Below are 13,179 nucleotides of genomic sequence, written 5' to 3'. Positions count from 1 at the left end.
TTTAAGATGCGTTACCTGACGCTAACTTAAACAATAATATTTTTTCAAACTAAACTTTCAGTTATTGAAATAAAAAAGTTACAAAGCTATCATTCCCATCCCCTTGCCGGTCATCCTAACAAAGCCTTCTGCGGCGCGCACACCTGCTTCCCGGCCCCTGAAATCCTCCATTGAAGTATGGCCACAGGCATAAATACCGGGCGGGTCCTGGCTGGTGTGGCAATACACGGCGTTCTTTTTTTGCTCCTGCGTTTCGCTTATATCAACATAATCAGTTGGATTAAATATCATGGTTTGTTCCCCGGCGCACACTTCAAAAAAGTAAAGTGCAAATTTAGAAGTTGAACGTACCCAACATTGTATGGTAAGCAGGGAGGCAACCTGGTGATCTTTATGCGAATCTACCGGCCAATGGGTGAAAACAACGTCCGGCTTTTCGGCAGTTATTAAACTTTGAAGGTGCTGCAGGGTGGAATTGTCCGCTATAGTGGCGCCATCAATTTGCCCGGCGAAAACTGGTTTGGCGTTTAATATTTTACAGGCGCCAATGGCCTCCTGTTTTCGTGTTTTTGCAGCTTCATCGTGGCTAACCCCGGGAATGCCGGCTTCGCCTGTAGTTAAATAAATTATGGTAACCCCGTGCCCCTGTGCAGACAGTTTAGCCAGCGTACCGCCGCACCCGCTTTCCGGATCATCCGGGTGTGCACCTACACAAACAATTTTCTTTTTAGCAAAAGGTTGAATGTTTTCGGCATTTAATAATGATGGTAACGTTAACATGCCTAAACCTGCTGCGGTAGTTTTTACAAATTGACGGCGGGTATTACTGTTCATTGTTTGTTGAGTTGGGTGTTGATTATGCTTATGGGGTTGGCTATTCAAAAACTACCGTTTTATTCTTGTACACAAACACACGGTCTTCAAAAACCAGCTTAAGCGCCCTGGCTAAAACCGATGTTTCAATTTCTTTGCCGGCTTTAACCATATCGGCAGCGGTAAAAGAGTGGCTTACCGGGATGATCTGTTGGGCAATGATAGGGCCTTCGTCCAGGTCGTTGGATACAAAATGCGCTGTAGCACCAATCAGTTTTACACCACGTTCAAAAGCTTGCCTGTAAGGGCTTGCACCAATAAAAGCCGGTAAAAAGGAGTGGTGAATATTTATTATCCGCGTCGGAAACTTTGCCACCAGCATCGGCGACAGGATCCGCATAAATTTAGCCAGAACAATATAGTCGGGCTGGTACTGATCTATTGTCGCAGCAATTTTCTCTTCAAACGCTTCTTTGCTGATCTGCTCGTGCGATATCGCATAAAACGGCATATTAAACCGTTTGCAAATATCTTCAAGCACGCTGTAGTTACCAATAACACATTGAATAGTAGCCCCGAGTGTGCCAAAATAATTACGGATCAGGATATCCGCCAGGCAATGGTATTCTTTAGTTACCATTACGATTATCTTTTTATCCGGGATGGGATTGATTAAAACAGTAGCATCATCAGGTAACACTTTACGAAGTTGCTTTTCCAGCGTCGTTTCATCGCCGCCAACGGTAACTTCAAGACGCATAAAAAATTGATTTTCGGCCTGATCAACATGCTCACGCAGCGAAACTATATTAAAAAGATTTTTTGCCAATATGGCCGATACCGATGCAACCAGCCCTGCACGGTCAATACACTGAATTACGATGATCATACTAAGGGTAAATATAGCTGATTAGGTTGTAAAAGCTACCATTGTTAAAAATGAGGCTGCGATCAAAATAGCCACAATCTGTAACAAATTAACACCGTTAACGTCATAATTAAAAGCGGTTGCTAATAACTACACGCTTCAACTTATTTTACCCTTTACTAAAAATGATTATGCGGTACTTTTTATGTTTTTTATGCCCGCCGATAGCCATATTAACTACCGGAAAAATAGGCGCATTTATTTTAAACATCCTGCTCACACTATTTTTTTGGGTGCCGGGCATTATACACGCCGTTTTGGTTACCTCAAAGTATTATGATGATAAGCGCCACCGCCAATTAATGCGTGCCACCCGCAGAAGCTATTAATTGGGCTTTTAGTTTAAAATATCCTGTAATAAATTAAAAAATGCGGCATACTTGCCTGCAAATTCCTATTTTTACGGATAATTACCTCTACCGGTTTAATATAGGATGCTTTCCAGGAAACTTTCGCTCCAGTGTGTTTTCATGCTGCTTTTCTCCATTTGTTACATTACTTGTTTTGCCCAACCGGTAAACGCAAACCTTGTAAAGCAATGGCAGCAGGCCCGGTTATCTAAAAATTACAGTGCTGACACGGCTAACGTAAAGTTGCTTAACCAACTATCCAGACAATATTTATACAACAATGCTGATAGCGCGCTATATTTTGCCAAACAGGCTTTGGAAATGGCCGAAGCCCAAAAGAATAAGAGCGGACAGGCACTATCGCTGCTAAACATCAGCAGGAGCTATTATGTTGCCGGCGATTTTATTTCATCGTTAAATGCTGCTACAAAGTCTATCGCCATCAGCAACCAGTTCAGTAACCTACACAGTACAGGCGAAGTATACCAGGTTATTGGGCTTATTTACCAGGCCGAAGCCAAAAATGATGATGCTATAAGCAACCTAAAAAAAGCGCTGGAAATTTTCATCAAACAAAACGACCATTTAGGTGCCAGCAAGGCCTATTTTAACATTGGCCTTTGCTACGATGAAATGGGGCAACCTGGCAAGTCATTCCCATACCTGGACAAGGCCATTGAATCGGCCAATATTGCAGGTGATCGTAGCATGATTTTAATGGCATGGAACCGCCTGGGCGAAGCAAACTCTCATTTAAAAAACTATAAACAGGCGTTAAACTACTATCAGCGGGTTATTGATGCAAAATCCAGCAGCAACTGGGAACTTGATTTTGCGCTATCTGGTATGGCTAATGCTTATTACAACCTTGGCGATTATAATAAGGCGATAACAAACGCACATAAAAGTTTAGCCCTTGCTAACAAGGTAAATTCAGCCCAGGATAAAATCAGGGCTTTAACCATACTGGCTAAATGTTACGCGGCAATAAACGATTATAAGCAGGCTTACAATTATCAAACGTTATTTAAGAATACCAGCGACAGCTTGTTTAACAACGAGAAAAGCAGGGAAATAAATAGCCTTCACCTAAAGCAGCAACGGGCCGAAAATGCAAAACTGATAAACGAAATAAAAATTAAGGAACAGTCCATTACCTTTAGTCAAAGGCTGTTGTTTTTCAGGAACCTGATAGCGGCCTGCGTTATTATTTTTGTGATTGCAATTGTGCGCAGCAACCGCCAGAAAACAGCCTTAAACAAAGTGTTGCAAAAGCAAAATGAAGATATTGCTTTTCAAAAAGCTGAGATTATGCAGCAAAGGGAGACCCTGCACCACCTTAACAGCACCAAGGATAAGCTTTTCTCCGTTATCAGTCACGACCTAAGAGCTCCTTTTTCCGCTATTTTGCAAACAATGGAGAGTATCAGAACAGGTGACTTATCAGCCATTGAGCAAAAAGAAATCCTCGATAGCTTTTATCAGCAGGTAGGTTTGGTTAATATAATGGTAAATAACCTGCTTACCTGGGCAGGCAGCCAGCAGTCGGGTATTAAAACTGATCGGGAGACTGTTAATGTCACTGCCACAATAAATGAAGTACTACAGGTGTCAAAATTCCTCGCAAAAAACAAGCGGATCAGCCTGGTAAATATTTATGATACTGATAAATGGGTAGTTGCCGACCTTAACCATGTGAAAATTATTTTTCACAATCTGATAGGCAATGCTATAAAATTCACCCCCCATGGTGGTACTATTGAGGTATATTATACTGCCGACGAAGAATACGTGGCTGTACATGTTAAGGATAACGGCATCGGAATTCTGCCGCAAAAAATGGAAAAGCTTTTTAAAGTAACAGGTAAAGATATATCAGGTGCAGGTACAAATAACGAAGCCGGTGCAGGCATAGGGCTGGGCTTAATTAAGCAATTTGTTGACGCAAACAATGGCAAACTAGAGGTAAACAGCATACCGGGTGAAGGTTCTGAGTTTATTGTCTATCTTGAAAAAAGCGACATCACAACCGGGATTTAAACATTATTCAGCCAGGTTAAAAGCGTTTAGCAATTTTGAAGTTTTGCCATTGATATCGCTGGCTACAGATTAATTGTTATTTATACAATTGTAAATCATAAAAATAAACCTAAATTTATTGCAACCAATTATTTGATATTATGAGCTCCCGTAGAGATTTTTTACAGAAATCAGCCATCGTAGCCGGTGGCACTTTATTAACATCGGCCTTAAATAACCAGGCTTTTGCCATTTTTAAAAGTGGCCTTCCCCCAAGTGACCAACTGAATATTGGTGCCATCGGCATCAACGGAATGGGCTGGGCAGACGTAACATCAGCCTTAAAAATACCGGGCGTAAACCTGGTTGCGGTATGCGATGTAGATAAAAATGTGATGGATAAAAGGCTGGCTGATTTAGCCAAAACAGGTTACGATACTTCGAAAATTAAAAAATTTGGTGATTACCGTCAGTTGCTCGATCAAAAAGATATTGATGCCGTTGTAATAGGCACACCAGACCATTGGCACGCCCTGATTATGATGCATGCTGTTGAAGCCGGTAAAGATGTGTATGTTGAAAAGCCGGTAGGTAATTCCATTATGGAATGCCGGGCTATGGTTAGCGCGCAACAGCGCTACAACAAGGTAGTTCAGGCCGGGCAGTGGCAGCGCAGTCAGCAGCATTTTAAAGATGCCGTTGATTTTGTGCAAAGCGGGCAGTTGGGAAACATAAGAACGGTAAAAGTATGGTGTTACCAGGGCTGGATGAAGCCCGGTGCGATGGTTCCGGATAGCGCGCCACCTGCCGGTGTTAATTATGCATCATGGCTGGGCCCTGCCAAAACGGTACCTTTTAATGCCAGCCGGTTTCATTTTAACTTCCGTTGGTTTTGGGATTATGCAGGGGGCCTTATGACCGACTGGGGCGTGCATTTATTGGATTATGGCCTGCTGGGCATGAAATCGCCTGTCCCGAAATCGGTTTCGGCTTTAGGGGGGCGATTTGCTTATCCTGAATTAGCTGAAGAAACCCCCGATACCCTCACCACGTTATATGAATTTGATGGTTTCAATATGGTTTGGGATTCGGCCATGGGTATCGATAACGGCTCTTATAACCGTGACCACGGCATTGCCTATATAGGCAACAACGGCACGCTCATTTTAAACCGGGGCGGCTGGGAAGTAATAGAGGAACGCCAGAGCGGCAACAAAGTGAGCAAGCCTTTTGTGGCAAAGTCTGACGATGGACTGGATAAGCATTGGGAAAATTTTGTAAGTGTTGTAAAATCGCGCAAAATGGATAACCTGAATTGCCCTATCCAGGCGGGTGCCCATGTGGCAACCGTAGCACAAATGGGCAACATCGCTTTCCGTAGCGGCAAAAAGCTGGAGTGGAACAACACTGCTCATGAATTTACCGATAAAGCCATTAACAGCGAATACCTGATGAAGGAATATCATAACGGCTATAAGTTGCCGAAAGTTTAATGCTGGAATCACCCAACATCAAATTAAATTTATTTCGGAATTCTATAAGAGGTGTTTTACGTTTTCAATTCGCTTCTTTATAATTCCGAAATAATATTCCACATTTGCATCAAATCATGCAAAAAGACAAGCTTTTAATAATTGATGATGAAGAGCGGCTGCGCAACCTGCTTGCCCGAATCCTTCAGCTGGAAGGATACGATGTATTGGTTGCTTCAACCGGGAAAGAAGCCTTAAAGAAACTACAGCAGGAGCCAATCCCCGTGGTGATCAGTGATGTGAAATTGCCCGATGCCAATGGCATAGAATTAACTGCACAAATAAAGGCTAGCTGGCCAGCTACCGAAATTATTGTTTTAACAGCATTTGGTACTATAAACGATGGCGTTAAAGCCATTAAAGGCGGCGCATTTGATTATATAACCAAAGGCGACGATAACGAAAAAATAATACCGCTGGTAAGCAAGGCCATGGATAAGGCACTGTTGCAGCAAAAGATTTTGGAGCTGGAGAAAAAGCTGAATAGCAAATTTGGGTTCGAAAGGCTTATCGGTAAGTCGGCTGCTATAACCGAAGTTATAAAACTGGCGCAAAAAGTAGCGCTGACAGATACCACGGTTTTGCTGCTGGGCGAAACAGGCACCGGCAAAGAGATTTTCGCAGAGGCCATCCACCAGGCCAGCCCGCGCAATGCCAAGTCATTTGTAGCAGTAAACTGCAGCGCGTTTACCAAAGAACTTTTGGAAAGCGAGCTCTTTGGCCACAAAGCAGGTTCATTTACCGGAGCGGTAAAAGACAAAAAAGGACTTTTTGAAGAAGCTAACGGTGGCACCATATTTTTGGACGAGATAGGCGAGCTGGACCACGACTTACAGGCTAAGTTGCTAAGAGTGCTAGAATCGCAGTCGTTTATAAAGGTTGGCGATACTAAGCCCACCCAGGTTAACGTGCGCATATTAGCTGCTACCAACCGTAACTTACAAACCGAGGTTAACAAAGAAGGCTTCCGCTCTGACCTGTATTACCGGCTATCAGTTTTCCAGATAACATTGCCCGCCCTTCGTGATCGCAAAAAAGACATTAAGTTGCTGGCCGAATACTTTACGCAATATTTTGGTGCAAAGGTTAAAAAGCAAATTACCGGCATGAGCGATACGTTTGTTGAAAAGCTTGAAGCTTACAACTGGCCAGGTAATATTCGCGAATTGAAAAACATTATTGAGCGCGCTGTTATTTTAGCTGATGAAAATACATTGGACGAAACCCTGTTACCTTACGAAATGCAGGGCCCGCAAACCGTTCAGCCCGGCAGTTCACTTTCGGCGTTTGATCTGGCATCTGTTGAAAAACTGCACATCCGGCGCGTGCTTAATCACACCCACGGCAACCGTGCCGAAGCAGCCCGCCTGCTTAGTATAGGCATTGCGACGCTTTATCGTAAGCTAAAAGATTATGGCCTCGAATAGCAAAAAAAAGACCCTGCCGGTTTTGGCAAGGTCTTTTTAACAAACTTATAGTCCGGTTATTTGGCACGTTTAAGTGTAGCGTGCATCTTCATCCCATTATAATCAATATCCATCCCTACTGAATCAGCTTCCGGATAAAACTTGCAGGTATTTTTGATATCCACTCCATTAACAGGAATGCTGAAAGAAAAATCGTTGCCGCTTATTTTACCATCGGCAATAGCTACTGAACCAGCCGGCGAATCGCCTGTACCAGTTAATTTATCACCATCTACCTTGAAATTGTAGCTCAGCGGATATTCATTGCCATCAGGAGCTAAAAGACTGCCGGTCCATTTCCCGGTTAAATCTGCCACAAAGGCAAAGCAAACTGCAAAGCAGCAAAGCAACGCTGTGGTTATAAAGACTTTTTTCATGCTGGTTCGGGTTTTAAATCGATTACTATTTATCTTTCTTAACAATAAAATGAACTTTTTGTCCACCAAAATCAAGATCCATCGCTAATGAATCAGCATAAACTTTACCCGTGTGTGGGTAGTCGTTGCCTGACACCGAAACTTTGAATGAAAACTGGTCGCCGGTAATTTTTCCGTCATCAATAGAAACAGATCCCTGAGGTGAGTCTGCTGTTCCGGTTAGTTTTTCGCCATCCACCTTAAAGTTGTAAGATACCGGGATATCCTGCCCATCAGGAGTAACAATCGTGCCCGACCATTTGCCGGCAATGTCTGCCATTACAGCAAAGCAAACCATAAAGCAGCATAACAATGCTGTGGTTGTAAAAAATTTCTTCATGACAATTTAGTTTTTAGTTTTTAGTTTTTAGTTTTTAGTTTTTAGTTTTTTGTAAGACGCTTTAGTAATACAAGTGTTACAGTAAAGATATAAATTACCACCGTAAAAGTCAGCGGCCGTTATCTGCTTAAAAATAAATAATTTAAGGATAAGAGAAAAATATTTTGAGCGAACAATGTTAGTTGCCAAGAAACGCTATTTGCTCCCTAAAAAACATTTTTATTAAAGCCCCGGTGTTATTTTCTTATTAATGTAGCGTGCGACCGTGCATCGCCCAGGCTAATATCCACACCAACCGAATCTCCGTAAAATTTGCCGGTGTGATCAATTTCCATGTTATTTACAATTACATTAAAAGTAAAGGTGTCTCCCTTTATGCTGCCGTCATTTATCGGCATGTCACCTTTTGGAGTTTTGGCAGTACCTGTCAACTGGTCGCCGTCTATTTTAAAATTGTACAACAAGGGGTATTCGTCTCCCTGGTCGGTTTTTAGAAGGCCGGTCCAGCTGCCGTTTAAGCTTTCAATGGTGGCAAAGCCTGTAAAAAAGCAGCACATTAACAATGCAGTAAAAATGATCTTTGGAGTTTTCATAGATTTTGATTTTTGATTAATCGCTTTTATATTTTCCTTTTTCTGATCGTTTAAAACGTACCCGGATAGGGTTGGTTTTCAATAGCTAAAGGTAGAGCCGGGATTAAATCAAATCATAAACACTGTGTTAAGTTTATAGCAGGTTTTAACATTATATTTAAGCATTAATTAACATTCGCTGCCCATTTCTTCCATTATCCTAACCTTATAAATTACACAAAACGGAATAATAAGATAAAATACGGGAAGAACCTGCTAAAAATCCTTTGATTTTAAACTTTTACAGTATGTACCTTTGAATGTAGAAGTTGTGGTGGCCCACGATACCTGGTTAAGAGTTAGCCCTCGCGCCAGTCACCGCTCAACTTAATCAACTAACGTACAAAAGGATATGATGAAAAAGATCTGTTTACTGGTTATAACTTGTAGCTGGCTTTCAGTAAATGCCCAAAAGCAGGATTACCCAATTCAGCCGGTGCCCTTTACCAGCGTTAAGCTTACTGACCATTTCTGGACATCGCGCATAGAAACAAATCGCACGGTTACAATCCCGGCTTCATTTGCCCGTTGTGACAGTACTGGCAGGATCAAAAACTTTGTTATGGCTGCAGAACATAAAGGTAAGTTCTGCACCACCTATCCTTTTGACGACACCGATATTTACAAAACTATTGAAGGAGCTTCCTATTCATTGGCTGTTCACCCTGATGCTAAATTATCTGCCTATATTGATTCATTGATAACTATTGTAGGCAAAGCGCAGGAACCGGATGGTTATTTATATACCGCCCGCAGTATTGACCCGGTTCACCCGCAATCATGGGCAGGGCCTGAACGCTGGATCAACGAATCGAAGATGAGCCATGAGCTGTACAATTGCGGCCACATGTATGAGGCTGCAGCAGCCCACTTTATGGCTACAGGCAAACGCAACTTTCTAAATATAGCGCTAAAAAATGCCGATCTATTGGTGCGTACTTTCGGACCTTCTAAAAAACACGTTGCACCAGGTCATGAAATTGTGGAGATGGGCCTGGTGAGGCTTTATCGCATAACAGGCAAAGCCGATTATCTGAACCTCGCCAAATTCTTTATTGATCAGCGTGGGATTAAAAAATATAACGACAAGAGTAAAAATGTTTACGAAAACGGAACCTATTTCCAGGATAACGAGCCGGTAATTGCACAGGATGAAGCTGAAGGCCACGCTGTACGCGCTATGTACCTGTATTCAGGCATGACAGATGTTGCCGCCCTAACCGGCGATACTGCTTACCTAAAAGCGATTGACAGGATCTGGAACAATATGGTAACCAAAAAAATGTACGTACAGGGCAGCATTGGCGCTGTTGGCGATGGCGAACGGTTTGGTGAAAACTACGAGCTGCCAAACACCTCCGCTTATAATGAAACCTGCGCGGCTATCGGCAGCGTTTTCTGGAACCAGCGGATGTTCCTGTTGCACGGCGATTCCAAGTACATTGATGTAATGGAAAAAACACTGTATAACGGACTGATCTCCGGCGTGGGTCTTGACGGAAAATCCTTTTTTTATACCAATGCCATGCAGGTAAGCGACAGCTTTAACCATCCTGATTTGGAGCGCGGCCGTTCAGGCTGGTTTATTTGTTCCTGCTGCCCCACCAACGTGGCAAGGCTCATCCCCTCTATCCCCGGCTATGTTTATGCACAAAACGGCAGCGATGTATATGTCAACCTTTTTATAAGCGGCACCGGCAATTTGAAGGTGAACAATAAAGATTTAAAGATTACCCAGCAAAACAATTATCCCTGGGATGGCGGCCTTGCGTTTATCATTAACCCGTCATCAGCAATGGACCTGAACCTGAGGATCCGCATCCCGGGTTGGGCACAAAACCAGGCAATTCCGTCAACGCTTTATTCATATGAGCAGTCGTCGGCACAAAAAATTGAGATCAAGGTAAATGGCAAGGCCATTGATTACCAAATAAAAAATGGTTATGCAGTAATCAGCAAAAAATGGAAAAAGAATGATAAGGTTGAACTAACCCTGCCAATGGATGTGCAGCGCGTTGTTGCCAATACCAGCCTGGCAGATGACATTGGCAAGGTTGCCCTGCAACGGGGACCTGTTATGTATTGCGCCGAATGGAAGGACAACGACGGCAAAGCAAGTAACATAATTGTTCCCAAAAACACTGTTTTTACAACTGCTTATGAACCGGCATTGTTAAACGGAGTAACAGTTTTAAAAGCAAACGTTAAAAGTGTTAATGTTGATGAAGGCGCGCAGACCGTCAGCACTGAAAATAAAACAATGACTGCAATACCTTATTACTCATGGGCTAACCGTGGTAAAGGCGAAATGACAGTATGGTTCCCTGAGCAGGTAAAATATGTTGAATTGATAACAAAATAATTTTCTAAACCGTAGTTTTGACAGTATTAAACCCAAAACCACCGTTGCTACGGTTAAACCAATTATCAAATCAATATTAAAATGATGAGAAAAGTATTTTTACTGACATGTATGGCTGCAATGCTTACAATCAGGCTTACAGCACAGGAAATTTCTATCAAAAATGGGTGGAAGTTTGCTATCGGCGATTCGGCCCAATGGGCATCGCCAAACTATAACGATCAAAACTGGAAACCCATCAACTTGGCGCATAGCTGGGAGCAACAGGGCTACAAAGGTATTGATGGCTTTGGCTGGTACAGGCTGCACTTAGTTATTCCATCATCATTAAAAGAAAAATCATATTTAAAAGACAGCATCCGCATTATTCTTAATGATGTTGATGACAATGACGAGGTTTACCTTAACGGTAAGCTGGTGGCAAAATATGGAGGCAAAAGCGGCGACATAAAAACCGGCAACTATGGCCAGCGAAGTTATGCCTTTGCAGCAAATAACCCTGCTATTTTATGGGATAAGGAAAATGTATTAGCCATTCGCGTATTTGATACCGGTGGTGACGGGGGAATATATGGAGATAAATTCGCTATAGGCATGGCGGACCTGATGGATCCGGTAAGCATTAACACCGATGCCGATTTTACCTATGGCGACAACAATAGCTTAAACAAGTACATTAAACTGGTTACTACAAGTAAATACCTTTATAAAGGGAAATTAGCTTTCAAAGTAACCGATCCGGAAACCAACAGTATTATCTACGACAAAACAAACGAGGCCACGTTTACAGCTGGAAAACCGTTTACTTATACCTTTAGTATAGCCCGTCTTGAAAAAAGATCGTACCGGGTAAGCTACACGTTTACCGAAGAAAAATCAGGTAAATCAATCACCAAAACAGATGGAACACCTTACGTGCTTACGCCGTATCCAAGCCCGAAGCCTAAGATAAACGGGCCCGATGTTTACGGGGCAAAGCCGGGCAGTCCATTTTTATACCTGGTGCCGGCCAGCGGCAAAAAGCCCTTTACCTATGCAGCTGAAGGTTTACCGGAGGGATTAAAACTGGATGCAGCTACCGGTATTATAACCGGCGTTGTGAACAAAAAAGGAGATTACCCTGTAACCCTTACCGTAAAAAATAACCTGGGTGCCAATACCAGGAAGTTTACTATAAAAATAGGCGATGTAATAGGCCTTACCCCGGCGCTTGGATGGAACAGCTGGAACGCTTTCGGACTAAGCGTTAACGATGAAAAAGTACGTATTGCCGCCAAAACCATGATTGAAAAACTAAGTGCCCACGGCTGGAACTTTGTAAATATTGATGATGGATGGGAAGCAGAAAAACGCGCAGCAAGCGGCGAGATAGTTACCAACCAAAAGTTTCCGGATATGAAAGCCACAGCTGATTTTGTGCATAGCCTTGGCTTAAAAGTGGGCATCTACTCTTCTCCCGGCCCGCGTACCTGCGGCGGTTATTTAGGCAGCTGGCAGCATGAAGAACAGGATGCCAGGACTTATGGCGACTGGGGTATAGATTATTTAAAATACGACTGGTGTTCCTACAGCGAGGTAACGGCGCAAATTCCAAACCTTGACGATATGAAGAAACCATACCAGGTAATGCGTGCGGCATTAGATAAAATCCCGCGTGATATTATGTTCAGTTTTTGCCAGTATGGTATGGGCGATGTTTGGAAATGGGGTGCAGAAGTGGGCGGCAATAGCTGGCGTTCTACAGGTGATATTACTGATACCTGGAAAAGCATGAGCGATATTGGATTTAACCAAACTGCAGACGGCCCTTATGCACAGCCCGGTCATTTTAATGATCCTGACATGCTGGTAGTGGGAAAAGTAGGCTGGGGCGATAACCAGCATAATACCCATTTAACGCCGGATGAGCAATACACCCACATTAGTTTGTGGAGCCTGCTTGCATCGCCTTTACTAATTGGTTGTGATATGGGCAAAATGGACAGGTTTACGCTCGGGCTGCTTACCAACGATGAAGTGCTGGCCATTGACCAGGATGCTTTGGGCAAAGCGGCCAGCCAGGCCATTAAAAATGATGATTACCAGGTTTGGATAAAGGACTTGGAAAATGGTAGTAAAGCTGTAGGCATTTTCAATACATCAGATAAGTATCAAACCATTACACTTAACCGCGACGAAAACGGGCTGAAAGGACTGAACAAAATTCGCGACGTATGGCAACAAAAATATTTAATAACCAGCGGCAATACTTATACAGCTAAAGTAGCGCCACACGGGGTGATGCTGGTAAAGCTGAGCAAGTAAAAAGATTAAACAAAAAA

11 protein-coding genes are annotated in these 13,179 nt (G+C 42.9%); 6 read left to right on the top strand and 5 right to left on the bottom strand.

The annotated features are described in order from the left end of the window. Positions 1–78 precede the first annotated feature (78 nt). The gene (locus MuYL_RS04725) at positions 79–834 is read right to left on the bottom strand and encodes a PIG-L deacetylase family protein (protein ID WP_094569431.1); all 756 of its coding nucleotides are present in this window, start codon (positions 832–834) and stop codon (positions 79–81) included. Between the two features lie 40 nt (positions 835–874). After that, a complete protein-coding gene (purU, locus tag MuYL_RS04720; protein WP_094569430.1) occupies positions 875–1,702 on the bottom strand; it encodes a formyltetrahydrofolate deformylase in 828 nt (275 codons plus the stop codon). Between the two features lie 170 nt (positions 1,703–1,872). Here purU and MuYL_RS04715 point away from each other — a divergent pair, with 170 nt between their 5' ends. From MuYL_RS04715 to MuYL_RS04700, 4 genes are all read left to right on the top strand, one after another. Then, positions 1,873–2,070, top strand: a complete 198-nt coding sequence (locus MuYL_RS04715; protein ID WP_094572853.1) for a YqaE/Pmp3 family membrane protein — start codon at positions 1,873–1,875, stop codon at positions 2,068–2,070. Between the two features lie 105 nt (positions 2,071–2,175). After that, on the top strand, positions 2,176–4,131 hold the full coding sequence (locus MuYL_RS04710; RefSeq protein WP_094569429.1) for a tetratricopeptide repeat-containing sensor histidine kinase: 1,956 nt from the start codon (positions 2,176–2,178) through the stop codon (positions 4,129–4,131). Positions 4,132–4,271: 140 nt separating this feature from the next. Further along, on the top strand, positions 4,272–5,603 hold the full coding sequence (locus MuYL_RS04705; RefSeq protein WP_094569428.1) for a Gfo/Idh/MocA family oxidoreductase: 1,332 nt from the start codon (positions 4,272–4,274) through the stop codon (positions 5,601–5,603). Between the two features lie 116 nt (positions 5,604–5,719). Next, complete coding sequence (locus MuYL_RS04700; RefSeq protein ID WP_094569427.1) at positions 5,720–7,069, top strand: sigma-54-dependent transcriptional regulator; 1,350 nt, start codon at positions 5,720–5,722, stop codon at positions 7,067–7,069. A 56-nt stretch (positions 7,070–7,125) separates the two neighbouring features. Here the strand turns inward: MuYL_RS04700 and MuYL_RS04695 are convergent, their stop codons facing one another. The 3 genes from MuYL_RS04695 to MuYL_RS04685 all read right to left on the bottom strand — a co-directional run bounded on the left by MuYL_RS04695 (position 7,126) and on the right by MuYL_RS04685 (position 8,457). Then, on the bottom strand, positions 7,126–7,485 hold the full coding sequence (locus tag MuYL_RS04695; protein WP_094569426.1) for a hypothetical protein: 360 nt from the start codon (positions 7,483–7,485) through the stop codon (positions 7,126–7,128). Positions 7,486–7,510: 25 nt separating this feature from the next. After that, entirely contained in the window at positions 7,511–7,864 is a 354-nt protein-coding gene (locus MuYL_RS04690) for a glycoside hydrolase (protein WP_094569425.1), read from the bottom strand. 236 nt (positions 7,865–8,100) lie between these two features. Beyond that, on the bottom strand, positions 8,101–8,457 hold the full coding sequence (locus MuYL_RS04685; protein ID WP_157740601.1) for a glycoside hydrolase: 357 nt from the start codon (positions 8,455–8,457) through the stop codon (positions 8,101–8,103). A 391-nt stretch (positions 8,458–8,848) separates the two neighbouring features. Here MuYL_RS04685 and MuYL_RS04680 point away from each other — a divergent pair, with 391 nt between their 5' ends. Together MuYL_RS04680 and MuYL_RS04675 are read left to right on the top strand one after the other, a co-directional pair. After that, on the top strand, positions 8,849–10,858 hold the full coding sequence (locus tag MuYL_RS04680; protein ID WP_094569423.1) for a glycoside hydrolase family 127 protein: 2,010 nt from the start codon (positions 8,849–8,851) through the stop codon (positions 10,856–10,858). Between the two features lie 81 nt (positions 10,859–10,939). After that, positions 10,940–13,162, top strand: a complete 2,223-nt coding sequence (locus MuYL_RS04675) for a putative Ig domain-containing protein (RefSeq protein WP_094569422.1) — start codon at positions 10,940–10,942, stop codon at positions 13,160–13,162. Positions 13,163–13,179: the final 17 nt, after the last annotated feature.

It is taken from the genome of Mucilaginibacter xinganensis, assembly GCF_002257585.1.
Taxonomy (GTDB): Bacteria; Bacteroidota; Bacteroidia; order Sphingobacteriales; family Sphingobacteriaceae; genus Mucilaginibacter; species Mucilaginibacter xinganensis.
This window is presented reverse-complemented; position numbering and strand designations above follow the sequence as displayed.